We start from the raw sequence: 23021 nt of genomic DNA, 5'->3' as shown, positions 1-23021 counted from the left end.
GACGTCGCACACAGCACAACCAGGAGTTTCAAGCAAGTACCAATGCGCTCTCCCAACTCACGGACAAAACCAGGCTGTCCGCCGTTCAGGCTGTCCCCCCGTTCGCCGCCGCTCGGATGCCGGCGTGGCCGCTGCTGCGGAGGTTGGCGGACGCCGCCACTCTGATGCAGAAACCGGCGCACATGGTGTATCGGCCCCCCGAGCGGCCGCGCGATCGAGCTGAACGACTGCCCCTCGCGCCAGCGTCGCCGAATCTCGGCCTGCTGCGCCGGCGAAAACCCGTAATCACGCACCTGTGCCACGCGGCGCTCCGTGCCAGCGCCACTCCTTCCGGCGAGGACGCGCGGGTGTTTCGAGGCGTCCGGTAGCCCACAAGAGCGTGGCCGAGGCGCTCTCCGTGAGGGGTACGTCTGGAAAGAGTCGGGTGAGAACGCGCTTGCTCAAGTCCTCCGGTGGGGCTCCGTCGCGCTGGAGTCCCCGAGCGATGTCGTAGGTGTGGACGAGGGTTTCGACCACGCCCATGGCCGCGAACCCTTCCGGATCGGAGGCACCGAAGACATGCGGGGCGAGTACGGTCGGAGCGGTGCTGTCCACGACAGCAGCGAGCAGTCCGCCGCACGCCTCCACGACGGTCAACAGGCCCTCCGGTCCCGCCGCCTTGTCGCCGAAGATGACGTTGGCCGGCCCTTGGGGTCGATCGGTGGAGATGCGCAGAGGTACACGTGGGACGCCGCTGGGGTGCGCGAGCCCGAAGCGGAGGGCATAGGTGAGCAGGTCGTCCGCGAGGTGTTCCAGGGTCTCCCAGCATGTCCACTCCAGTTGGCCGGCGGCTGCGTGCCATGGGGCGGAGGCAGCACCGCCAAGGGTGGCGACGCAGTGCGCAACGGCCTCGCGAACATGCTTGCCGCTTACCAAGATCTGCGGGTACGTGTGTGCGGAATGCGTCATCCAGGCAGGTTACTGGTGGCCGGCACATGCCTGGCCGGTCAGACGGCCGAGCAGCAACCGATCGACGACGGGCCAGGCGGCAGCCCGCAGCGGTGCCGCGGCAGCTGGGCCGAAGCCGCTCGGCGCCGGAACTCAGGGTGGCACGGCGTCCCGCACGCTGGTGTAGACGATGACGAGGAAGGACACGCCATCATTCGTTTCGCGCCTTCCTGCGTACCGTTCCGGCCAGGTACTGGCCGATGACCGCGCGAACGGCTACCAATGCGCGCGCCGCCCGTTGCACTTCTTGTCATGGGTCGTACCGAGCCCCTGGGCAGCCGGCGTGCTCGGTACGACAGCCGTAGCGATACGGCCCCAGCCCCGCAGAGAGGAACCCGCGCACTGATGACTCACCACCCCACCAGCCGCAGAATCACCCGGGCCGCACTGGCAACCGCCCTCGCCGCCGCGCTCGGGACGGGCGCAGTGCAGACCGCCACCGCGGCCCCGGCCGCCCCATCCCGTGCCGCCGCGCCCACCCCGTCCGTGCCGACCCACTCCCCCGCCCCCGGCGGCGGCTGGAGTCAGGACGGGCTGCACCTGAACGCCGATGACAACAAGAAAGTCGACGCCTACCTGGCCCGGGCACGGCGCGCGGAGCGGTCCATCAGTCCACAGGTCCGCACCGCTGCACTGCTCAGCCACGCGCAGCTCGTCGGCTTCGACCAGCGGCTGAAGTCACCGGACTCGCTCAAGCGGAAGATCGCCACCAAGATGAAGGAGACCCCCGGGCAGAGCGTGGAGATCTCACTCGCCAAGCTCAACGACGCTGTCCGCTACACGCTCCAGTGGCCCACCGGGCAGTACACGCATGGCGTCACCGTAGCCGCCGGGCTGCTCGCCTCCTGGGGCAACGACACCGCCCGCTGGTCCAACACCTGGGGCCACTCCAAGGGTTACAAGGCCGTCAACTCGGCCTGGCGCGCACCCCGTTCGGGCCAGCTCTTCGAGGTCCAGTTCCACACCCCGGAAAGCAAGGCCGCCCAGCTGGAGACCCACAAGATCTACGAGGAGCAGCGGCTGCCGAGCACCCCGCCCGAGCGTCGCCGCGAACTCCAGGCACAGCAGGACGCGATCTTCGCTGCCGTACCGGTGCCGGCCGGCGCCATGCATCTGACCGCCCCGAGCCGCCGGAACCCCGAACCGCTCCCCAGTCACGTGGCAACCACATGACGGGCTTCGCGTCTAACGTCGCAGGTCGCTCGACCTGCTGAGACCTGCAGGAATCGGCTGCACGTGACACGGCCGTTCTTCACGCTTCGAGATGTCGAGTAACGAAGCACGAAAGAACGGCCGCTGCCTGTGAGTCTCCCTGTCGACGCGCTCGGAGGCGAGGCATTGAGGGTGTTGCCCCGCTTTCAGCCGACGCGGTTGCGCCGCGGACGTTACCGGCGGCGGCCAGCACGTCGCGTGGTTTGCAGTGTCCAGGTCGGCTCCGCTTGATCCCGCAGTGACCGGTGTCGCGAGGGCGAAGAGTTGGAAGACGTAACGGTGCGGGCCATGCCCCTTGATCGGTGCCGGCCCGAGGTAGCCACGTCCCATGCCCGAACGCAATATGCGCACGCCCTTGGAAGGTTCGTCGGCGCCGAGCGCTCCTTGGGCAAGGCTGATCAGTGAGGGGTCGAGCACGGCGACGCAGTGGATGAACGGCGCTGAGGTCGGTGTGTCGGCGGCAAGGCCAACGGCTGGCGCGGCGTCAAGTTCCTGGTATCGACAGTACCAGGATCCGCCTGCCCCCGGTAGCCCAAGACCTGGTTAGGGACTCCAGCTTCAGCAGAATGGACACCAGCACAACGCTTCAACTGAGGGGAAACTTTCGTGCACAGCACAACGCTCGGACGTACCGGCATCACGGTCAGTCGCCTGGCTCTGGGGACGATGATGCTCGGCGCCTGGGGCAATCGTGATCACGAGGACGCGGCGCGGTTGATCCACACGGCGCTGGACGCAGGCATCAACTTCATCGACACGGCCGACATGTACTCCGCCGGTGAGTCCGAGGAGATCGTGGGCAAGGCGCTGAAGGGGCGCCGCGATGATGTCGTCCTCGCGACCAAGGTTCACTTCCCGATGGGTTCCGACCCGAACCGCCGTGGAAATTCCCGGCGTTGGATCCGACAGGCGGTCGAAGGCAGCCTGCGCAGGCTGGACACCGACCGCATCGACCTCTACCAGATCCACCGCCCCGACCCCACCACGGACATCGACGAGACGCTCTCGGTCCTTTCCGACCTGGTACGCGAGGGCAAGGTCATGGCAATCGGCTCCTCCGACTTCCCGGCAGAGGAGATCGTTGAAGCCCGCTGGACAGCCGAGCGCCGCGGTCATATCCCCTTCCGCACCGAGCAGCCGCCCTACTCCATATTCATGAGGGGCATCGAGCGCAGCGTGCTGCCGACGGCCCAGCGTTACGGCATGGGCGTGCTGACCTGGAGCCCTCTGGCCAGCGGCTGGCTGACCGGCAAGTACCGCAAGAGCAACCCGCTGGAGCTGAACGACTTCCGACGAGACTGGATCTCGCACAAATTCGACCAGTCCGAGCCGGGCAACGTCCGTAAGCTCCAGGTGGTCGAGGAGCTCATCAAACTCGCCGACGAGGCGCAGCTGCCCCTCTCGCACCTCGCCGTGGCTTTCGTGCTCAGTCATCCAGCGGTGAGCAGCGCCATCATCGGTCCACGGACGCTTGAGCAGCTCCAGGACCTGCTGCGGGCCGCGGACGTCGTCCTGGACAACGCGGTACTGGACCGCATCGACGAACTCGTTCCCCCGGGGACCGACCTCAACCCGGCGGACGCCGACTACACCCCGAATCACCTCGCCGACCCGCGCCTCCGGCGACGCCAGGGCTGACGACCAGACGGTCGCAGACATAGCCTGACAACCAGCACGGTCGCAGACACCTCGTGACCGCAGGATGTGCTCGTTGCCCTCATCGGACCACCCTGCGGTCGCCTCATCTCCTCATCCCCCGGGCCCGGACCACGGCCCCGAGACAGGCTCGGTCCGCACATTCCTGCGGATCAGGCCGGGACCGCGTCGAGCACGCGTCACATGGCGCCATCCGGGCCGGTGGCGCGATCTGGGCCGGGCTCACTCCGAGGGTTCACGCAGGCGCACTGCGAGGGCGGCGATGTCGTCGTCCAGGCGGCCTCTGCTGTAGGCGAGCAGTTCGTGGTGAAGAGCCGTCAGCAGCTCGTGGGGCGGCATCGGGGGCTGCCGGCGCATCCAGGCCGCCAGTGGGAAGAACTCGCCATCGCGGGCGCGGGCCTCGGCGATCCCATCGGTATAGAGAAGAAGCAGGTCACCGGGGGCGAAGTCGAAGGTGTCGACGGTGTAGTGATCGCCGATCAGCTCGGCGAGGTTGAGCAGTGGCGAGGGGGTGGTGGGCTCAAGGGCACGGAGTCCCCCGCGGTTCAGGAGCAGCGGCGGGGGGTGTCCGCAGTTGAGGATCTCGACACGCCTGCCCTCATGCGGGATCTCGACGAGAAGGGCGGTGGCGAAGCGCTCCATCGGCCCCTCGGGGGGAAAGGCCGCGTTGTAACGGGTGCTGCTGGCATCCAGCCGGCGCGCGACGCTGACCAGGTCGGCCTCGCTGTAAGCCGCCTCCCGGAAGGAGTTGACGATCGCCGCGGCCGCCCCCACTGCCGGCAGGCCCTTGCCCCGCACATCACCGATGAGCAGCCTGACCCCGTATCGCGTGTCGGCCACCTCGTAGAAGTCCCCACCGATACGGGCCTCCGCCTCGGCCGCGACGTACAGCGACTCGATCTCGACGCTCCCGTAGCGGCGCGGCATCGGACTCAGCACCACCTGCTGCGCCGCGTCGGCGACGAGCCGCACCTGGAAGAGGGTCCGCTCCCGCTGGAGCCGGACGTGGCTGCCGTATGCGGCCGCCACGGTGACCGCGATGATCCCAGCAGCCGTCCACCACGTCCCCAGGCCGGGGAACACGAGGCTGAGGCCGATCATCAGAAAGAGGCAGACCGTCCCCAGCAGGACGGTGGGCAGCACCGGCCACATCGCCGCGGCGAGGGCCGGTGCCGCGGGCAGGAGGCGGCTGAAGGCCATTTCCGGAGGAGTGGCATACGCCAGGCCGGCGATGACGACGGTCAGGACGACCGGCGACAGCCGCACAAACCTCCACCGGCTGTGGCGACGGAGCCGCGGCCGTCCAGACTCGATCACACCTCACAGAATATCTACACAAAGAGGGCAAAGCGCTCCGACGGCACAGCGCATCATCAGTCGCGATCGAGCGCCTTGAGGGCATTCCGTCCCTGAACGCCGGGGACTCCGTCACCACTCCCCGCACACCGGGCGCCGGGCCGGTGTGACCACGCAGAGAATCGGGCCGGTGTGACCGCACGGAGAAAACGCCCCGAAATCTCGCAGCGGGCGCCCATGCGATGCATCACCGCAGGTCCGAACGGGATGCAGATCACACAGTGCACCCCTGGGCCGCGACTCCGGATTCCTCTACCGTTATCGACATAGCACACAAAACGGACCATTTGCGTCTGGCGCGTCACAAAGAGTGGCGGACCAGGAGCAGGCGCGGGGGCAGGTGCGGCGTCACCGAAACCGTCGTCGCGGTCTCAAGTCCGCGGCGATCACCACGCAGCCCGCTCCCCACCCTGCCGTGTGCGACATACACCACCCGTTACCGCTGAACAGGCATGACAGGCATGCCCGCCGGGGTGCCGTTGGAGGACTTGCTGTGGCATTGGTCAGTGCGAAGAAGGCGGCAGCCGCCGTTGCGGTGGCGCTCACCGGAACCACCCTGGCTGCATACGGAGCGTATGCGGCGCAGACCTCGTCGGCGGCCGGGCCGCCGTCCCCCTCAGCTTCCCGGCCCATCGTCGCCACCAGCTCCGCCTCCCCTCTCGCTTCCCCGCCCCCGTCGCAGAGCGCGTCGCCCCCGTCGCCCGCCGCCCCCTCCTCCTCGGCCGCCGCCTGGCCGAGTGGTCCGGGCAGCGCCTCGGCCGGCTCGTCGAAGGGGTTCACGGTGAGCAACGCGCTCCAGTTCAACACCGAGGACGGCGGCAGATCGGTCGCGCTGACCTTCGACGACGGCCCGGACCCGCGCTGGACCCCGAAGGTACTGGCGCTGCTGGCCCAGCACCATGCCAAGGCCACGTTCTGCGAGATCGGTCCGAACGCGCAGCGCCACCCCGACCTCACCAAGGCGGTAGTCGCCGCCGGTCACCGGCTGTGCGACCACTCCGTACACCACAACGAGCGGCAGAGCAGCATGCCGCTGGACTACAACGTCCACGAGATAACCGACGCCCAGCGGGAGATATCCGACGCGGCCGGCCCCGGAGCCAAGCTCTGGTACTACCGCGCACCCGGCGGTGACTTCAAACCCGTCATCCGCGACATCGCCGCTCAGCACGGACTCCGGCCGATCGGCTGGAGCGACGACTCCGACGACTGGAAGCGACCGGGCGTCGCCGGCATCCTGCAGAACATCAACCGCAACCTGCACCCGGGGTCGATCGTCCTGATGCACGACGGCGGTGGCGACCGCTCGCAGAGCATCGCCGCGCTCGCCAAGCTGCTCGATCAGCTCGACGCCCAGGGCTATACCTACAGCTTCCCGGCCCGCTGAGCTCCACCCCGACCCTCTGCCCCAGCAGCCCCCAGCAGCGAGGAAAGCCTGCACCGTAAGCCCGCCCGTCGCATGAAGGTTCCGCCGGCAGGCGCTCCAGGCATGCGGTCGACCGTGTGCCCGCGAAGCGCGGGCGGTGCAGTCACTGAGATGCCTCTCGGCAACACGGGGATGGGAGAGGGGCGTGCGGAACAGACGTGTTCTGATCTCCGGAGCGAGTGTGGCGGGCCTGGCGCTGGCGCACTGGCTGCGGCGTGCGGGGCTTCCGGCACGGCCGTCCACGCCGCTTCGACCTCGTGATCGGCGCGGGCGAACTGCACTCCGGCGTGCGCCGGTTGGCCTTCGGAGCGGAGTCGGACGGTCACGTCCGCCGACCTCGCCCGCGCGGCCAACGCCATCGCGCTCGGCGGCCTGGGACCCTCGACGGCGGGTGGGGCGGGGAGGGTGGCCACCGGCCACGTGGTCATCCATCACGTGGTGATCCATCGCGTGATCATCGACGGTGCTTCACCCAGCGGCGCACTGCCCCTCCGATTACCCCCCTAAGCACCCTCGACCCCCCTAAGTTCCCCTTTACCCCCCTAACTTGAGCCGCCTGGCATACCGTGGGGCCTTGCAGATTCTAGGGTCGAACCTCTGTGCGTACGGCCCGCCTCGTTTCCGAACCCCGTGGAGAGCCTCCGATGGAGAACCAATGAGCGCCGCTCTGCCAGTCACCGGCATGGACCGGACGCAGCTGGTCGAAGTGGCCGCGGCCGACTTACCACGCCTTGTCTCTCTGTTCGCCCCCGACCATCCCAACCTGGCCTTCGTCCACGCGGTCATCGACGGAGCCATCCCAGGCAGGGCCTGGGCGCACTTCCAGAACGACGCGCCGGTGTCCTGTCTGGTCGCCACCACTGCGCCGTTCTGCCTGGCCGCCGGAGCCATGACGCCCGCCTTCTTCACCGAGGCCAAGAGGCTGCTCGCCGGGCACGGCGAGGTACAGCTCGTCTATCCACCGGGCCCAGGCACCGGTGCCTGGGCGAAGCAGGCCGGCTTCGCCGCGGGGCGGCGGCTCCACTTCACCCGCACCCATTTCGGCTTCATCGCCCCCACGCCGGCCGTCCCCGACGGCTACGCGCTGGAGCGGATCGACGCGGAGACATTCTCCGGCCTCGATTCGCCGATGGCGCGGAGCATTTTCGGTACGAGTGCCCAGTACGGCGCACATGCGGTCGGCTTCGCGCTGGTCAAGGACGGCCAGGTGGCGGCAGACGCACACGGCGTCATCGGCGGCGGGCTGATCGAGCTCGGTGCCAACACTCATCCCGACCATCGCCGCAAGGGCCTGGCGTTCGTGGCCCTCGCCGCGGTCAGCCGATGGGGCAGCGGGCAGGGCCTGCGCTCCATCATCACGTGTCACGCGGACAAGACGCCGAGTATCACGCTGGCCCGGAAGCTCGGCCTGACCGAGGAATTATCCTACCCGATAGCGAAAGCCACATGCTGAAACCCCATTTATCCGAGGCCATTTCCCACGCCTCGGTACGGCGCATGCGCGAACTCATCGACCCGCATATTCGCCGTACGCCGCTGCTGCAGGCGAAGGCACCGAACCCGGTGGACATTCACCTGAAGTGCGAGAACCTTCAGATCACCAATTCGTTCAAGGCCCGAGGCGCACTCAGTGCGCTGCACGCGTACCGGCGGTTCCGCCCGGAGATATGGGCCCGGATCGTCCGCGAAGGCGTCGTGACAGGCAGCTCGGGCAATTTCGCGCAGGGCCTGGCGCACGTGACGTCGGAGCTGGATCTGGCGTACACGGTGGTGGTGCCGGATGCGATTCCGGAGGCGAAGCGGTCACAGATCCTGGCGTACAACCCCAGGGCACGGATCGTTGCCGTGCCGTACCCGGTCTGGCGCCGCACCATGGTCTCCTCCTCCTTCCCCGACCTGCCGGGTTTCTTCCTCTCCTCGGAGAGCGATCCGTACGTCTCGCTGGGCATCGCCACGATCGGGATGGAAATCCTGGACGATCTACCGGACGTGGACGCGGTGTTGGCGCCGTACGGCGGCGGAAACCTCGCCTACAGCCTCGCGACCTACTTGAAGGTCCCCGTCTACGCCGTGGAGATCAGCACCGGAGCCCCGCTGTCCGCATCGCTGCGCGCGGGCCGCCCCACGGAAGTGAAGTATGAGCGCTCATTCGTGGACGGCATCGGTGCGAGTTTCGTGATTCCAGCTCAATTCGAGCGGCTCAAAGACAAGTTGGCCGGGGTGTTCACGGTGACTCCGCAGGAGGTCGCGGAGGCGCTGTCGTCGCTGGCGTTCGCCGACAAGATCGTCTGTGAGGGCGCAGGAGCCGCGGCGTACGCGGCCGCGCTGAAGCATTCCTCCTCGTACGGCTGGCGCAGTCCCGTAGCCGTCGTCAGCGGCGGCGTCATCGATCCCGACGTTCTGCTGCACACCCTGTCCACCGCCGGTCAGTCGCTGACCATGCCCATTTCGCAGTGAGGAGCAGTATCAACATGAGCACAACCCTGCCCGTCGTCGAGCCGGTAAGCCCCGCTATCGGGGCTCGGGTCACGGGTCTCGATTTGTCGCAGGAGCTTTCGGACGAGGCGTGGAAGACGGTCCAGGACGCCTTCCACCAGTACAACATGCTGGTCTTTCCGGGACAGGACATCTCCGTCGAGCAGCAGAAGGCGTTCACCGCGCGCTTCGGGCCGCTGCTGACGCACAGTCACTTGCTGCCGATGACCGTTGAGGGCCATCCCGAGGTGATGGTGCTCCACAACAACGAGCAGAAGCCGCCGGGGCTGAACGACTGGCACACCGACAACAGCGGCTGGGTCGAGCCCCCGCTCGGCACCGCCCTCTACGCCAAGATCACGCCCAAGGTCGGCGGGGACACCCTCTACGGCAACATGTACCTGGCGTACGAGACGCTGTCGGCGCCCATGCAGGAGCTGCTGCTCCAGCTGACCGCGACGCACGACGTGCGCAAGGCGTTCGGCCCGGACTACGGCAATCTTCAGAAGTCGCTGCGCAAGAAGGGCATCGACCCGGACCAGCAGTTCGGGGACCAGGACCCTGTGGAGCACCCGCTGATCCGTACGCACCCCGCGACCGGGCGCCGGGCGCTGTACATCTCCAACCCGTACGTGACGCGGATCAACGGCGTGACCGAGTCCGAGAGCCGGGCGCTGCTGGCCTTCCTCTGCCGCCACATCGAGACCAACGAGCTGATCTACCGGCACCGTTGGACCCAGGGCGACCTGGTGATCTGGGACAACCGCTGCACCCAACACCTCGCGGTCGCGGACTACTTCCCGCACGAGCGCCTGATGCACCGCATCAACATCGCGGGAGAGAAGCCCTTCCTGAAGCTCTGACCGCATCTCCCCCCTCCCATACGTCACGTCGCGCCCCCACACCCCCACGCCAAGCAGGGGCGCGACGTGACCCGGGCTACGCGAGAGCCTTGGAAGTGCGTTCTCCCCCGGCATTTCACCGGCACACCCGCGCCGTTCTGCCGGCGGTGAACACCTGCCCGACCAAGGCTCAACGATCACTACAGTCAAGTCACATGACGACGGTTACCACGCGCACGGTCGAGTACCCGGCCGACGGCCTGACGATGATCGGGCACCTCGCACTCCCCGAAGGTACCGACCGCCGGCCCGCGGTCCTGGTCGGGCCCGAGGGGACGGGCCTGAACGACTTCCAACGCCGCCGGGCCGACGCCCTCGCCGAACTGGGTTACGTGGCGCTGGCCTTCGACATCAACGGCGGGCGCTGGTTCACCGACCCCCAGGAGATGCTGGCGCACGTGACCCCGCTGCTCGCCGACCCCGACCGGATGCGGGACATCGGCCACGCGGCGCTCGATGTGCTGCGCGCCGAACCACGGACCGACCCGGACCGGATCGCCGCCATCGGCTACGGCACCGGGGGCGCCATCGCGCTGGAACTCGGACGCGACGGCGTCGACCTGCGCGCGATCGGGACCATCAACGCACTGACCACAGGCCGACCGGGCGAAGCGAAGCACATCCGCTGCCCCGTGTGGGCCGGCGTCGGATCGGAAGACCCGATCATGCCGCCCGCACAACGGGACGCCTTCGCTGCCGAGATGCAGGCCGCGGGCGTCGACTGGCGCCTCATGGTCTACGGCGGGGCCCTGCATGCCTTTCACCACCCGATGACGGGCGAACAGACCGTGCTCCCCGGCGTCGGCCACCACCCACTGCACGCGCAGCGAGCCTGGCGCGACATCGTCGGCCTGCTCACCGAGTGCCTGCCCGTCACGGAGTGATCCGGGTGGCGGGCCTTCTCTCTCGGTCTACGAGGGCGTCTCGCCGGGCCGTCCGGCCGCGAAGTCGTCGCCGATCTGCTCGCGGAGCCACTCGTCGTCGTACACCTTGCTCAGGTAGTTGCGGCCGGAGTCCGGAAGCACCACGACCACCAGGTCGTCCGGACCGAGCCCGGCGGCGACCCGGAGGGCCGCGGCCACCGCGGTTCCGGCCGACGCGCCCACCAGCAGCCCCTCTTCACGGGCCAGCCGGCGGGCGGTCAGCAGCGAGTCGCGGTCGCTGACCCGCTCGAACCGGTCCACCACATCGGTGTGGAACGACTCCGGCCAGGAGTCGTCCACGGTCTCGGGATGACGGAACAGACCGATGCTCTCCACTGCGTACGCGGTGCCGGGTCCGCCCGAGTAGACGGACGCCTCCGGGTCGGCGCCGATCACCCGGACCCGGCCGCCGCTGACCTCCTTGAGGTAGCCGCCGGAGCCGCTGATCGTGCCGCCGGTGCCGATGCCCGCCACCAGATGTGTGATCCGGCCCTCGGTCTGCCGCCACAGCTCCGGGCCCGTACCGCCATGGTGCGCCTGGGGGTTGGCGGGATTGTTGTACTGGTCGGCCAGCCACGCACCGGGAGTGGTCCGGGCGATCCGCTCGCCCGCCGACCTGGGGTGGTCGGGGTGTTCGCGGGGCACGTCGCCGGGGCAGACCACCACCTCGGCACCGTAGGCACGCAACACCGCCACCTTCTCGGCGCTGCTCTTGTCCGGCAGGGTGAACACACAGCGGTAGCCGCGCTGCGCCGCCACCATGGCCAGCCCCACGCCGGTGTTGCCCGAAGTGGTCTCCACGATGGTGCCGCCCGGCCGCAGCAGCCCGGCGTCCTCGGCGGCCCGCACCATGGACAGCGCGATGCGGTCCTTGACGCTCCCGCCCGGGTTGACGTACTCCAACTTCGCGTAGACGGGGGCGGGAAGGCCCGCGGTGATCCGGTTGAGCCGTACCAACGGGGTGTTGCCGACCGCGTCGACAAGGGATTCGTAGACGTCCATCGCAGCAGTCTGCCGGAAGGGCCGTGACGGCGTCGAAGACGGCTCGGTCGGGCCGATGGCTCGTCACGAAGCCGCTAAGCAGACGGTAGATGTCAGCGGCGTCCGCGGGGGTGGCGTCGGTCGCGAGATCACCGCGCGTGGGCGGGAGTTGATCCCGCCGCCCGGGACCGCGACACCGCCACACCGGCGAGGCACAGCACGCCACCAGCCAGGGTCAGCACCCCGGGCACCTCGCCGAGCAGCAGCCATGACATCAGCACCACCAGCGCGGGCACGGCGTACGTCGTCGCGCCCATCCGGCTCGCGGTCGTACGGGAGAGGGCGTAAGCCCAGGTGGTGAAGGCGAGAGCGGTCGGGAAGACGCCCAGGTAGACCATGTCGAGGGTGGCCGACACCGGCGCGCGGGCGGCCTCGCGCACCAGTTGCCCGGCGAACGGCAGGCAGGTCACGGCGCCGATCAGACACCCGAACGTCGTCACCTGCAGGGCACTCGCCCGCTCCAGGGCGGGCTTCTGCGCGACGGCCCCGGAGGCGTAGACGACGGCCGCGAGGAAACACAGGGCGACGCCGAGCACCGAGGAACCGCCGCCGAGCAGGGCTATGAGCAGCGGGCCGACGTTCACGACGAGCGCGGCGGTGCCCGCGTCCACCCGTTGTTCGCCCCAGTTCAGCGCGACCATGTAGACCCCGAACCACAGCAGGCCGGACAGCAGGATCCCGCGCCAGGCGGCCCTGGGCGGCAGCCCTTCCCGGCGCACGAGCGAGATGGCCCCCAGAGCCAGAGCCCCCGACGCGAGCCGCCCCAGCGCGAGAGCGCCCGGCGAGTACGCGTTTCCCGCGCTACGGATCGCCACGAAGGCAGAGGCCCAGAGCACGACGGTGACAGCGGCGGCGCCGGTGGCGAGGATCTGCGGACGGGTCCTGGTGATCGTCATGACGTCGGCGTCGCTTCTGGGGACAGCGGCGCCGCGGTGGCTCCCGTCGGCGGCCAGGTGGGTACGAAGCGGAGGATGTCGGCGGTGGCGGCGCCCTGGGTGATGAACGGGTCGGAAGCGACGGCGGCCTCGATCTCCGACGGCTCGCCGTCCGCGATGATCAACCCGCCGGTGCGGGGCTCCAGCGGGCCCGCACAGCGCACCATCCCCTTGGCGAACACGCCGTCGGGGTTGGCGTAGTGGGCGTCCTTGAGCGCGTCGATGGTGTCCAGGGGCGCGTGGTACTTGAGCACGATCACATACATGCCTGAAGTGAAAGCCAGGAGGTCCCCGCAGCGCCAAGACCGGATTCGTGACGCGCCTATAGGCTGGTGCCTATAGGCAATGATCAGGGTGTGTGGGTGGGGAGGTGGGCTGGGCATGGACGAGCTTTCCGGTGTGGAGTTGCGGCACCTGCGGTACTTCGCCGCCGTCGCCGAGGCCGGCACCGTCACCGAGGCGGCCCGGCGCCTGCGCATCGCCCAGCCCAGCCTCAGCCAGCAGATCCGACTGCTGGAGCGACGCATCGGCACGCAGCTCTTCCGGCGTCTGCCGCAGGGGATGGAGCTGACCGAAGCGGGACGGCTCGTGCTGGGCGGCGTCAACCGCGCGTTCGGCGAGCTGAGTTCGTCGATCGCCGCGGCGCGGGCCACGGCCCGGACGGTGTCCGTCGGTGTGTGCCGGGGCGTACCGCAGTCCGTGCTGGCCGCAGCGGAGCAGGTCATCACGCCCGGCCGGCAGTTGCGGCTCGCCTACGAGCAGGTCGACTCCCAGCTCCACGGCGATCTGCTGCGCGCGGGCACCCTGGCCTTCGGCATCCTGCGCATGCCCGTGGACACCTCGGGCCTCCGGCTGCGCACGGTCAACGACGAGCCGCTCGGCGTCGTGCTGCACGGCCGCCATCCCCTCGCCGACCGACCGGCACTGACCTGGACCGACCTGCGCGGTCAGCGACTGCTGTGGTTTCCGTCGGAACGCGCGCCCGGCTACGCGGCCGCCGTCCTCACCCGCCTGAGCGAGCACGGCTGGACCCCGGACACGGTTCCCGACGACCACGGCAGCCATACGCTGTTCCGCCACCGGCTCATCGGCGAGGACGATCTGGTCGCTCTTCGGCCCCGGAGCGGTTCGTCCGGTGATCCGGAGCTCGTCTGGCGCCCGGTCGGCCCGGAACCGCCGCATGAACGTCTGGTGTTGGCCGCGGCTGCCGACACCCCCTGGGGACGGCAACTTGCGGCGGAGAGCGCGGGGGCTCCGCCCACGCGGTAGCACGAACCGACGGCGGGTGCCGGGGCTCCGGACATCAGACCCCGCCTGTGGCGACTGTGCCGTCCGTGCCCTTGGTGCCATAGGCGACGCGCCAGGCAACGGGAGGCATGTTGGCCTGGCGTCGGAAAAAGGTGGTGAAGTTGCTGACGTCGCGGAAACCCAGGCGCCGGGCGCAGTTGCTGACCGGCTGGTCGGTGTGGGCGAGCAGTCTCTTGGCTTCCAGCAGGATGCGCTGGTCGAGGAAGGCTTTGGCGCCTGTGCCGGTGGTGGCGCGGGTGGCCCGGGTGAGGGTGCGCACGTCGTAGCCCAGTGTCCGTGCGTAGTCGGCCACGTGGTGCCAGTGGGTGAAGTGCTCTTCGACAGCGGCCCGATAGGCGCGGAACACCTCGGTGTGCCGGCTACCGGTGCCTGTCGGGCTGGTTGAAGCCGTTGTGTCGGGGAGTGTGCGCAGGATCAGTGCCGCCAGCAGGTGGGAGAGGAGTGCGGGGGATGCCAGGCGCGGCACTTGTGCGGCTGCGCGGTGCTCACGGTCGAGATGTTCGGCTGCGAGCAGGGCGAGGGAGAGACGGTGCCGGTCCAGATGCCAGCACGCGGGTGTGGTGGCCTCCGGCGCTGTGAGACCGGAGAGGAAACCGGGCCGGAACAGGACCAGGGGGCCGTCACAGGCGTCGATGTCGCTCCAGCGGTGCACCGTGCCTGGCCGGATCCACACGGTGCTGCCTTGCTGGAGGCGGTAGTTGTGGAAGTCCGCTTCGTGGGTGCCGGTTCCGGATCCGACCAGGGCGAACACGTGGAAGTCGGGGCGTTGCGGCTGCGTGCGGCGACGGTGGACGTCCATCGAACGCAGCGCGGCGAACGAGAGGACCTCCACCCCGTACGCCGACCCGACGGCAGGAAGGTAGTGCAGTTGCCGTACCGTGCCGTGTCCGTTTTCCACAAGGATCGTGTTCCTTTCCGCCAGGGGGCGGCCACTCCCCCGCCTATCGTCGGGACTGGGCCTGACAGGCAGTTCAGGCTACGTGTTCGAAGCTGTGGCAGCGTGCCGGGAGCCGCCTGCCGCAAGCCGACTGGGAAGGCGCGATGATGGCGGAAACGACAACGGCAGTTGCCGTGGCGGGCGGGGCCCTCGATGTGCGAGCAGGGGGACGGACCGGGCCGGCGCTGGTGTTCGTCCATTACTGGGGCGGCTCCGCCGACACCTGGAACGGGGTACTCGGCCACCTGCCGCCCGGGCAGGCGACGGTGCGTTTCGACCAGCGCGGCTGGGGCACCTCACGGGCGTTGCCCGGGCCCTATCACCTCGACCAGCTCGCCGACGATCTCACCGCGGTGGTCGCCGCCCGCGTGACGGGGCCGTACGTCCTCGTCGGCCACTCGATGGGCGGCAAGGCGAGCCAACTCGTCGCGGCCCGCAGGCCGGCCGGACTGGCCGGGCTGATGCTCGTCGCGCCCGCACCACCGCAACCACCCGCCACGGTGACCCAGGAGTACCGGCAGGGCCTGTCCCACGCCTACGACTCGCCCGCCACGGTGCAGCACGCCCTCGACCAGGTCCTGACCGCCACGCCCCTGCCTGCGGCGGTGCGCGCCACCGCGGTGCGCGACAGTCTCGCCGCCCGGCCCGCGGCCCGGCGCGAGTGGCCCCTGCGCGGAATCGCACAGGACATCAGCCGCGCCGTCCGCGACATCGATGTCCCCGTGGCCGTACTCGCCGCCGAGCACGACATGGTGGAACCACCGCAGGTTCTGCGCGACCATCTCCTGTCCCACATTCCGCACGCGACCCTGACGACTGTCCCTGACGCAGGTCACCTGCTGCCGGCAGAAGCACCCCGCACCGTGGCCAGGGCCCTCGCGGATTTCCTGACGACCCTTCACCCCTGACCCGGGCCGGCTCGCACGGTGTGCCGTCGCCCGGCTGCTTCCACCCATGGGGAGTGCGTGCCTGCGGCGTCCACGGTCATACCGTGCTGGTCAACGCTCGGGCGGCCGAGGGTCTCCCAGCGGTCGTATGCCACCGTGATCTCGTCCCACAGTCGCCGTGGGCCGGACTGGGCGACGCTGAATCTGTCGCCACGATGGCCGTCGTAGTCGACGGTGGCCCAGGACGGGCCGGTGTTGTCGGCCACCTCCAGGCGCACCGGGGCGTGGTCACCTGTGGTGTTCCATGAGAAGGAGGCGCCCGGAACGGCGAGTCCGAGGTGGAATTCGGCGTCCAGGTCGCCGCCGGCGACCGCCCATGGGGAGAGCCTGCTCGTACCGGCCACGGGAGAGGAGTGGTCGGCAGGGGCCGGCCCCGGGGTGATCACCAGGCCGGGGTGGGGGCGGCGCATGGGCATGTAGGCCGCGAAGGGGTGGAAGCGGCCTGTTGCGCTGCCGTCGTGGTGACTGGTCAGTGCGAGGGTGCCGTAGCAGCACCAGGCCGAATTCCATGGGGTGATGATGCGCCCGCCGGGTGCGGACTGCGCTTGCCAGGCAGGGGGAAGCCGGTCGACGGAGAACGTTGCGAGAATCAGGTCGTAGGGCGCGTTGGGCTGCCATCCCTGTGCGGCGTCGCCACGGACGACCTTGGGGGTGTATCCGGCTGCCTGGAGATTTCGTTCTCCCAGCTCGGCCAGTGCCGTGTCCAGCTCGATGGTGGTGACTGCCCGGTCGCCGAGGAGGGCGCACAGCAGGGCCGCGTTGAAGCCGGTGGCCGTGCCCATTTCCGCGACGCGGAGCGGGCGGGAGAGGGCGTGGAGGCCGGCGAGTTGCAGCGTGCGCAGCACCATGGACGGCATCGAGGCCGCGGACGTGGGCAGGCCGTCGGTGAACTGCGTGACCAGGGAGACGTCGGTGTACGCCGCCTCCAGCCAGCGTCCGGGATCCGCTGTGCGCTCGCAGAGGTGGTATCCGCCCTGGCCGTCTCCGCGCCAGATGCGGTCGGGAAGGAACAGGTGCCGCGGCACCGTGTGCAACGCTCGCTCAAGAGCGGGCGGCACGGGGTGCTGGAGGAACTGGCTTACCTGGCCCAGCAGTTGCCGGGCGTGGACGGCGGTCGCCGCGGGCGCGTGCACGGCTGGCTACTTCTGGTCCGGGGCCGGCGGCGGGGGTGGGGGCGGAGGAACGGGACGGTTGGGCTGGTGTCCGTCGTCCCCGATGGGGCTGCGGTGCTTGGACTGAGGTGCCGGTAAGACGTCCACAGGCCCTCCCTGTGTCGTGGGTGGAAGTCGTGGCTGGAAGCGGTGTCACCGTAAACAAAATCAGTGACCGTGTGTAGGGCGCACGGCGCCGCCGGCGCGCCCCTGGCCGGCCTCGCGCCTGACCTCCTCGATCCGTAGGTCGATCGCCTGGGCCCGGGGGTCGGGGGCTTCTGCAGAGTTCGCTCCTGGTGGTGTGCCGCCAGCAGGGCGAACCGCATGGTCGTACCGGCGCTGACTGGTCCGCCGCCGCCTCGGCGGTCGCTCACGGGAGTCGGAGTCGCCTTCGTATCAGACCCCATGACGACTCCCCCGTGGCCCGTAGTTCCGCACCGTCACCGTACTGCGGAGGCTCGGATTCCGAACGGGCCTGGCGGGAGGATTCGGGGGCTGCGGGTCACTTCACCAGGTCGGCGTAGAAGATGATGTTGGCTGAGCGATGGCCGTCGACGATCTCGCCACCGCAGGTGAGCAGGCGCAGCTCCGGGCGGTCGGTGTCGCCGTAGACCTTCTGGGTGGGGAAGGCGTCCTTCTTGACCTGCTGGCGCTCGCGGATCTTGAAGGTGGCGGTGGAGCCGTCTTCGCGCAGCACCTTGATCTCGTCGCCGACCTTGATGTTCTTGACGTTGCGCATCAGGGCGGGACCGTTCTTGGTGTCGTAGTGGGCGACGATGATGGCGGCGCCCTTCTCGCCCGGGGTGGGGCTCTTGGTCCACCAGCCTGGCTGTTCGGCCTTGTCCACCGGCGGTACGCCCAACTCTCCGTCGCTGCCCACCTCCAGTGGAACGAACGGTCCGGCGTTCACGCCTGCGGAAGGGATCTGCAGGCGCTTGGGCTTGGACGGCGCCATGGGCGGGGCGGTCTCCTTGGCCGGGGTCGTCGCGGCGTTGTTGATGTTGACATCGGGACCGGGGATGTCGCCCCTGCCACAGGCCGTCAATCCGCCGGTGATGGCGAGGGCGAGCGCGGCGCAGACGGCGGTGTGACGGAGACGGCGGTCGAGAGGAGTGGTCACGGCGACTCCAGGTGCAGGGCGGGGGCGACGGTACGGCAGGGGGCAGCAGGAAGTGGGCGGCCCGCTCCGGTGAGGGAAGAGCCGGCCGCCTCAACTCCTGTGAGGGGTAAGGGTGATTCAGATTCAGGCGTTGTCGCCGGACTGACGGGCCCGGCGGCGGTGCAGTGCGGTGAAGCTGAGGCCCGCGGCGGCCGTGGCCGCGCCGCCGCCGGCGAGCAGCATGGTGTGGTCACCCGACTCGACGCCTTCGGCACCGGCCTTGACGCCGCCCTTGGGGATGACCTTGCCCTGGCCCTGCTTGCTCTGGCCCTGGCTCTGGCTGCTCTTGGCGTCCTTGTTGCCGGGCTTGTGGTTGTCCTGCTTCTTGTTGTCCGGCGTCTTCTTGTCCGGTGTCTTCTTGCCGCCCTCGGCCCAGGAGGTCATGGTGCCGTCGGGCTGCAGGACGAAGTGGGCACCGTTGTGCTGACCGTAGGCGGGCTTGCCGTCGCTGGTTTCCAACGTGTCGTACTTGACGAGCTTGCCGGTGTCGGGGGCCTTGGCGTACATGTCGGCCTGGTAGTGGTTCTGGCCGAGCTTGTAGACCTTCGCGGTGAACCCACCGGCCAGGCTCTGGGCGCGGACGAATTTCCGCTCACCCTTCTTGCCCTTGTCCTGGACCCGGTCGCCGTCCTGCTTCTTGCCCTGTTCGGCATTCGAGGTCTCAGAGCTCGAAGGAGCCGGGCTGTCGGCAAACGCGGCGGCAGCCGGAAGCAGCAGCGCCGAGCCCGCGATGGCGGATATCGCGGAGGTGCGTACGAGGTTGCGGCGGCGCGTTGCCGTGCGGTGGGAAGAAGTCATCGGGAGTTCCTTTGAAGGTCCGAGTCGTTGTCGTCATCCGCCCCGTTCGGCGGCGACGTCAGGAAAGTTATTCATCCCACATCACGGCAATCCCTCGGATTTGTAACAGTGAGCCGAAGGCGAGAACGCGGTGACAGAACTGGGACAATTCCCGGGACTTTGGTCCCGAGGAGTCCCGAGCCGCCTTTGCATTCCCTCGGCCGAAAGACGGAGAGACGGAGAAACGAAGATGCGCAGGCGTGTCATGGGTTCCGGTTGGTCCCCTTGGTGAGCTGGTCGAGGCCGCGGTCCAGGGCGGCGTCGGGCAGCAGCCGGGACAGCAGCGCGGCTGTCCGGGCGTCGTTGCCGACGCAGTAGCGGGTGCGGGGCCGGGCGGCGGTCAGTGCGCGGAAGACGGTGCGCGCGAAGTCCTCCGGTTGCGTGTTGCTGGTTTGTGCCCGCTGTTCGTTCATCCGCAGGAATTCTTCGAAGGGCGCTCGGTAGAGTTCGGCGATCTCCCGGGGAGTCTCGTCCAGGATCTTCCGGCCGGTCTCCCGCACCTTGTCCCATATCGGGGTCGCGATCGCGCCCGGCTTCACGACGGAGACGGAGATGCCGAAGGGGCGCAGTTCACGGCGGAGCGCGTCGCTCATTGCCTCCTTCGCGAACTGCCCGGTCGCGTAGGCACCGAGGTAGGGAGTGGCTACGCTCCCCAGCCCCGAGGAAATGTTGACGATGCGCCCGCGACTCCGGCGCAGTTGTGGGAGGAATGCCTGGGTGACGGCGACGGCGCCGACGACATTGGTGTCGAGCTGTTGCTGCAGCCATGCGGGCCGCACGCATTCCAGTGGAGCGGAAATACACGTTCCGGCGTTGTTCACCAGGCCCCACAGGCCGCCTTCGCCTACGGACTCGGCGACTTCGGCGGCGGCGGTACGAATGGAGTCCTCGTCGGTCACATCGAGGAGGACGGGGCGCAGGCGTGCGGAGGATGCCTCAGCGCGCAGCTTTTCGGCATCGTCGGCCTTGCGGACACCGGCGAAGACGCGGAAGCCGCGCTGTTCCAGCTGGAGCGCGCAGTGTTTGCCGAGCCCGGTGGAGGCTCCGGTGATGACGACGGCGCGTCCGGCGGGGGGCAGGGGCTTGGTTTTGTGGTGCAGCATGTGGACTTCCCTCCGTGGTGGGTGTGTGGTTGCCGGTCTGCTTGCGGGTCTGTTTGCTGGTCTGCTGGCGGGGCCTGTCGGGCCTGGTGTGCGGGCAGTCCTAGTGACCGGCGTCGGGGGTGTCTGGGGTCTCGGCCGAGATCGCGGAGCGCAGGATGTGCAGGGAAGCGTCGGCGATCCGGTGGGCTCGGGAGGTGGGGATGATGTCGTCGATGTAGCTGAAGTTCCAGGCGAGTTGGCCGTGGGCGGTGAGGGCGGTGGCCACCATGGCGCCGGTGACGGAGATGCCTGCGACGAGTTGGGTGTGGGAGATGCGCCAGGGGCCCATGTGGTCGGGGAAGTCGTGTCGGCCCAGGTTGGAGAGGGTCAGGTTGAGCGGGCCGTGTTCGTCCATGGAGCGCATGAACGCCTCGCCGTCGGCTGACGTCTTGGGACCTGCGTGGTCCAGGAGGTTGACCAGGGTCAGGTGTTCCTCGCGCTTCCTGCGGTCCACGAGGTCCTGGTTGATGGCGCGGGCCATGGGCCACAGAGGCGCCCCGGGCCGGTACAGGACGTGGCTGGGCAGGGTGGCCGCGTAGGTGCCGGCCTCGTCGTGGGAGACGGCCGGGTCCAGGTCGGAGCGGAAGTCGAGCGGTGAGCCGATGGAGAAGTGGGCCGGTTGGCGGGTGTCCGTCTCCTGGGCGACGGCGGTGACCATGGCGGCGGCGAGGGCTCCGTGGACGGTGGACTCGTGCCGTTTGCAGGCGCTCAGCAGGAGGTTCAGTTCGTCGGCGGTCAGGAACCTGTGCACCATGCGGGTGCGCCGCAGGTGGAAGGGGACCGGTTTGCCGGGGGTGAGGCGCCGTGGGCGCAGTCGGCGCCGTTGCTCTTCGTCTCGCTGCAGGAGAGCGGTGAGGCGGGTCTTCCCCGCCTGGCCCCGGAGGTGGCGCGGAAGCAGGTCTTCGGCGGCGGGCAGTGCCCGGCGTGACGTGGCCGCCGGTTCCGCTCCGGTGGTGAGCTGGGCGGCGATGTCGAGCAGTTCCCCGAGCAGGGACAGTCCCGTCATGCCGTCGGCTATGCAGTGCGATGACGTCATGAGCAGGTCGTGGATGTCCTGGTCGCGTTCGGCGCCCGGTCGCGTGATCAGTACGGCGCGCAGCAGCGGACCGGTGTGCCAGTCGATGCCTTCGGTGAGTTCGTGTGCGTTGACCTCACGTTCCCATCGTGTGTCGGCGTCGGGGTCGTCGGCCGGCACCTGGATGTGCCGCAGCGGTATCGGCTGCCCGGCCAGGGGCCGGAACGCGGCGGGCGCTCCCCCGTCATCGCCACTGATCGCGGCGCGCAGCAAGGGGTGCCGGGCCTGCAGGATGTCCAGGGCGCGGCGCAGGAGGGGGAGTTCCAGGGAGCCGTGGAGTCGGGTCCGGATGATGCCGTTGAGCGGTGAGGTGCGGTCGGCGATCCAGTACCAGCGTTCCAGGGGGCTGAGGTTGCGTCGGATGCGGGGTTGGGGGGCGGGGATGCCTGGGAAGGTGAGGGCCTGGGCGTTCTGGCGGGCGAGCTCTTGACGGGGTGTCAGGCGGAAGAAGTCGTCCCGGGCTTGACGTGTCTCGGGGGTGTCGGCCTGTTCCATGTCGCTCATCGCCCGGGAGGTGGTGACCATGGCGCGGGTGCGGTCGCGGCGGCGTTCTTCGTAGGTGCGCAGGGCGAGCGGCAGGTCGTCACGGGCCCCTGGCTCGGCCAGGGTGTGGGCCAGGACCACGGCGTCTTCGATGGCCATGGCGGAGCCCTGGCCGAGGGCGGTCAGCATGGGGTGGGCCGCGTCGCCGAGCAGGGTGACGGGGCCTTCTCCCCAGCGTTCACGGAAGGCGCGGTCCCGGGAGGGCACGGCGAGGATGGCGGTGGACGGGGTGGCTTCGATGACCGCTTGTACTTCGTCGGCCCAGCCGGTGAATGCCTGGGCGATCTCGTCTTTGGTGCCGTCCCAGGCATGGGAGCGGGCGGTGGGCATGTTCTTGGTGCCCCACCAGTAGACGCGGCCGTGGCCGATGTCGATGAGTCCGAAGCGCTGTCCGCTGCCCCAGTAGTGGCGTACGCAGCCGGGGGTGAGGCGGGGGTGCTGGAAGGGAATGATGCCCAGCCAGCAGATGTAGCCGCTGTCCTGGGAGGTTTCGGGGCCGACGAGTTGGGCGCGGATGGCCGAGTGGAATCCGTCGGCGCCGATGAGGAGGTCGCCGTGTGCCGAGCGCCCGTCGGCGAAGCGGACGGTGACGCCGGTGTCGTCGGTGTGGAAGCCGGTTGCGGTGGCGCCGAGGTGGAGGGGGCTGTCCGCGGCCGCGTCGAGCAGGGCGTCCTGGAGGTCGGAGCGGCTCAGGCAGACGGTGGGTGCGCCGGCCTGGTCGCAGACCTCCTTGAAGGGCAGGTCCCGGATGGTCCGGCCGCGGTGGTCCATGATCGTGAAGGACTCCACGACCTGGCCGCGCTTGTCCAGTCCGAGGTCGATGCCGAGCGTGGCGAGTGCGGTGAGGGCGTTGCTGGTGACCGAGAGGCCGGAGCCGGCGGCGCGCAGTTCGGTGGCGCGCTCGTACACCGCCACGTCGATGCCGACCTTCCGGAGTGCGGCGGCGCAGGTCAGTCCGCCGATTCCGGCCCCGGTGATGAGGGCCTTGAGGGGCTGTTGCCTGGGCATG

Annotated in this window: 20 protein-coding genes and 1 pseudogene; 9 read left to right on the top strand and 12 right to left on the bottom strand. The window is 69.2% G+C overall.

Features of this window, described 5'->3' with window-relative positions; genetic code table 11:
* Window positions 1–285 precede the first annotated feature (285 nt).
* Window positions 286–948 carry a hypothetical protein gene (locus ACRAS8_RS35000; RefSeq protein ID WP_438490060.1) on the bottom strand — a complete coding sequence of 221 codons (663 nt, stop codon included), beginning with the start codon at window positions 946–948 and terminating at the stop codon, window positions 286–288.
* Between the two features lie 384 nt (window positions 949–1332).
* On the opposite strand from ACRAS8_RS35000, the gene ACRAS8_RS34995 reads away from it, so the two are divergent.
* Complete coding sequence (locus tag ACRAS8_RS34995; protein ID WP_438490059.1) at window positions 1333–2160, top strand: ATP nucleotide 3'-pyrophosphokinase; 828 nt, start codon at window positions 1333–1335, stop codon at window positions 2158–2160.
* A gap of 12 nt (window positions 2161–2172) precedes the next feature.
* Here the strand turns inward: ACRAS8_RS34995 and ACRAS8_RS34990 are convergent.
* Window positions 2173–2643 (bottom strand): annotated as a pseudogene (locus tag ACRAS8_RS34990) (hypothetical protein); the annotation flags it as partial.
* A gap of 162 nt (window positions 2644–2805) precedes the next feature.
* On the opposite strand from ACRAS8_RS34990, the gene ACRAS8_RS34985 reads away from it, so the two are divergent.
* Window positions 2806–3837: an aldo/keto reductase gene (locus ACRAS8_RS34985; protein WP_438490058.1), complete on the top strand. Its 1032-nt coding sequence runs from the start codon at window positions 2806–2808 to the stop codon at window positions 3835–3837.
* A 240-nt stretch (window positions 3838–4077) separates the two neighbouring features.
* Here the strand turns inward: ACRAS8_RS34985 and ACRAS8_RS34980 are convergent, their stop codons facing one another.
* The gene (locus ACRAS8_RS34980) at window positions 4078–5121 is read right to left on the bottom strand and encodes a PP2C family protein-serine/threonine phosphatase (RefSeq protein ID WP_438490057.1); all 1044 of its coding nucleotides are present in this window, start codon (window positions 5119–5121) and stop codon (window positions 4078–4080) included.
* Window positions 5122–5704: 583 nt separating this feature from the next.
* On the opposite strand from ACRAS8_RS34980, the gene ACRAS8_RS34975 reads away from it, so the two are divergent.
* The 5 genes from ACRAS8_RS34975 to ACRAS8_RS34955 all read left to right on the top strand — a co-directional run bounded on the left by ACRAS8_RS34975 (window position 5705) and on the right by ACRAS8_RS34955 (window position 10898).
* Window positions 5705–6598: a polysaccharide deacetylase family protein gene (locus ACRAS8_RS34975; protein WP_438490056.1), complete on the top strand. Its 894-nt coding sequence runs from the start codon at window positions 5705–5707 to the stop codon at window positions 6596–6598.
* A 694-nt stretch (window positions 6599–7292) separates the two neighbouring features.
* Window positions 7293–8090, top strand: coding sequence for a GNAT family N-acetyltransferase (locus tag ACRAS8_RS34970; protein WP_438490055.1), 798 nt, complete (start codon window positions 7293–7295; stop codon window positions 8088–8090).
* Window positions 8084–9094 (top strand): pyridoxal-phosphate dependent enzyme, encoded by a 1011-nt coding sequence (locus tag ACRAS8_RS34965; protein WP_438490054.1) that lies wholly within the window; start codon window positions 8084–8086, stop codon window positions 9092–9094. Before ACRAS8_RS34970 ends, ACRAS8_RS34965 begins: the two co-directional genes overlap by 7 nt.
* Window positions 9095–9108: 14 nt before the next feature.
* Window positions 9109–9975 (top strand): TauD/TfdA dioxygenase family protein, encoded by an 867-nt coding sequence (locus tag ACRAS8_RS34960; protein WP_438490053.1) that lies wholly within the window; start codon window positions 9109–9111, stop codon window positions 9973–9975.
* Window positions 9976–10169: 194 nt separating this feature from the next.
* Window positions 10170–10898, top strand: coding sequence for a dienelactone hydrolase family protein (locus ACRAS8_RS34955; protein WP_438490052.1), 729 nt, complete (start codon window positions 10170–10172; stop codon window positions 10896–10898).
* 27 nt (window positions 10899–10925) lie between these two features.
* Here ACRAS8_RS34955 and ACRAS8_RS34950 read toward each other — a convergent pair whose 3' ends face one another.
* From ACRAS8_RS34950 to ACRAS8_RS34940, 3 genes are all read right to left on the bottom strand, one after another.
* Entirely contained in the window at window positions 10926–11939 is a 1014-nt protein-coding gene (locus ACRAS8_RS34950; RefSeq protein WP_438490051.1) for a PLP-dependent cysteine synthase family protein, read from the bottom strand.
* Between the two features lie 128 nt (window positions 11940–12067).
* On the bottom strand, window positions 12068–12874 hold the full coding sequence (locus ACRAS8_RS34945; RefSeq protein WP_438490050.1) for a DMT family transporter: 807 nt from the start codon (window positions 12872–12874) through the stop codon (window positions 12068–12070).
* On the bottom strand, window positions 12871–13179 hold the full coding sequence (locus ACRAS8_RS34940) for a YciI family protein (protein WP_438490049.1): 309 nt from the start codon (window positions 13177–13179) through the stop codon (window positions 12871–12873). Before ACRAS8_RS34940 ends, ACRAS8_RS34945 begins: the two co-directional genes overlap by 4 nt.
* A 115-nt stretch (window positions 13180–13294) precedes the next feature.
* Here ACRAS8_RS34940 and ACRAS8_RS34935 point away from each other — a divergent pair, with 115 nt between their 5' ends.
* Complete coding sequence (locus tag ACRAS8_RS34935; RefSeq protein ID WP_438490048.1) at window positions 13295–14182, top strand: LysR family transcriptional regulator; 888 nt, start codon at window positions 13295–13297, stop codon at window positions 14180–14182.
* A gap of 34 nt (window positions 14183–14216) precedes the next feature.
* Here ACRAS8_RS34935 and ACRAS8_RS34930 read toward each other — a convergent pair whose 3' ends face one another.
* Entirely contained in the window at window positions 14217–15119 is a 903-nt protein-coding gene (locus ACRAS8_RS34930) for a helix-turn-helix domain-containing protein (RefSeq protein ID WP_438490047.1), read from the bottom strand.
* Between the two features lie 143 nt (window positions 15120–15262).
* Here ACRAS8_RS34930 and ACRAS8_RS34925 point away from each other — a divergent pair, with 143 nt between their 5' ends.
* A complete protein-coding gene (locus ACRAS8_RS34925) occupies window positions 15263–16066 on the top strand; it encodes an alpha/beta fold hydrolase (RefSeq protein ID WP_438490046.1) in 804 nt (267 codons plus the stop codon).
* On the opposite strand, the gene ACRAS8_RS34920 is transcribed toward ACRAS8_RS34925, so the two are convergent.
* The 5 genes from ACRAS8_RS34920 to ACRAS8_RS34900 form a co-directional block, all read right to left on the bottom strand.
* Complete coding sequence (locus ACRAS8_RS34920; RefSeq protein WP_438490045.1) at window positions 16057–17238, bottom strand: methyltransferase domain-containing protein; 1182 nt, start codon at window positions 17236–17238, stop codon at window positions 16057–16059. The genes ACRAS8_RS34925 and ACRAS8_RS34920 overlap by 10 nt on opposite strands.
* Before the next feature lie 520 nt (window positions 17239–17758).
* Window positions 17759–18376, bottom strand: coding sequence for a class F sortase (locus ACRAS8_RS34915; protein WP_438490044.1), 618 nt, complete (start codon window positions 18374–18376; stop codon window positions 17759–17761).
* Window positions 18377–18499: 123 nt separating this feature from the next.
* Entirely contained in the window at window positions 18500–19213 is a 714-nt protein-coding gene (locus tag ACRAS8_RS34910; protein WP_438490043.1) for a hypothetical protein, read from the bottom strand.
* 242 nt (window positions 19214–19455) lie between these two features.
* Entirely contained in the window at window positions 19456–20355 is a 900-nt protein-coding gene (locus tag ACRAS8_RS34905; RefSeq protein WP_438490042.1) for an SDR family NAD(P)-dependent oxidoreductase, read from the bottom strand.
* Window positions 20356–20455: 100 nt separating this feature from the next.
* The gene (locus tag ACRAS8_RS34900) at window positions 20456–23020 is read right to left on the bottom strand and encodes an FAD-dependent monooxygenase (protein ID WP_438490041.1); all 2565 of its coding nucleotides are present in this window, start codon (window positions 23018–23020) and stop codon (window positions 20456–20458) included.
* Window position 23021 lies beyond the last annotated feature (1 nt).

Origin of the sequence: Streptomyces sp. S186 (assembly GCF_051603415.1) — a bacterium.
Taxonomy (GTDB): domain Bacteria; phylum Actinomycetota; class Actinomycetes; order Streptomycetales; family Streptomycetaceae; genus Streptomyces.
Note: the sequence above shows the minus strand (reverse complement) of the source record. Positions and strands in the feature narration are given on the sequence as shown.

Coding starts and splice junctions, on each gene's coding strand:
- ACRAS8_RS34955 (WP_438490052.1), top strand. CDS start 10,170: ATGACGACGGTTACCACGCGCACGGTCGAGTACCCGGCCGACGGCCTG.
- ACRAS8_RS34935 (WP_438490048.1), top strand. CDS start 13,295: ATGGACGAGCTTTCCGGTGTGGAGTTGCGGCACCTGCGGTACTTCGCC.
- ACRAS8_RS34960 (WP_438490053.1), top strand. CDS start 9,109: ATGAGCACAACCCTGCCCGTCGTCGAGCCGGTAAGCCCCGCTATCGGG.
- ACRAS8_RS34945 (WP_438490050.1), bottom strand. CDS start 12,874: ATGACGATCACCAGGACCCGTCCGCAGATCCTCGCCACCGGCGCCGCC.
- ACRAS8_RS34965 (WP_438490054.1), top strand. CDS start 8,084: ATGCTGAAACCCCATTTATCCGAGGCCATTTCCCACGCCTCGGTACGG.
- ACRAS8_RS34950 (WP_438490051.1), bottom strand. CDS start 11,939: ATGGACGTCTACGAATCCCTTGTCGACGCGGTCGGCAACACCCCGTTG.
- ACRAS8_RS34905 (WP_438490042.1), bottom strand. CDS start 20,355: ATGCTGCACCACAAAACCAAGCCCCTGCCCCCCGCCGGACGCGCCGTC.
- ACRAS8_RS34970 (WP_438490055.1), top strand. CDS start 7,293: ATGAGCGCCGCTCTGCCAGTCACCGGCATGGACCGGACGCAGCTGGTC.
- ACRAS8_RS34900 (WP_438490041.1), bottom strand. CDS start 23,020: ATGCCCAGGCAACAGCCCCTCAAGGCCCTCATCACCGGGGCCGGAATC.
- ACRAS8_RS34910 (WP_438490043.1), bottom strand. CDS start 19,213: ATGACTTCTTCCCACCGCACGGCAACGCGCCGCCGCAACCTCGTACGC.
- ACRAS8_RS34940 (WP_438490049.1), bottom strand. CDS start 13,179: ATGTATGTGATCGTGCTCAAGTACCACGCGCCCCTGGACACCATCGAC.
- ACRAS8_RS35000 (WP_438490060.1), bottom strand. CDS start 948: ATGACGCATTCCGCACACACGTACCCGCAGATCTTGGTAAGCGGCAAG.
- ACRAS8_RS34925 (WP_438490046.1), top strand. CDS start 15,263: ATGATGGCGGAAACGACAACGGCAGTTGCCGTGGCGGGCGGGGCCCTC.
- ACRAS8_RS34995 (WP_438490059.1), top strand. CDS start 1,333: ATGACTCACCACCCCACCAGCCGCAGAATCACCCGGGCCGCACTGGCA.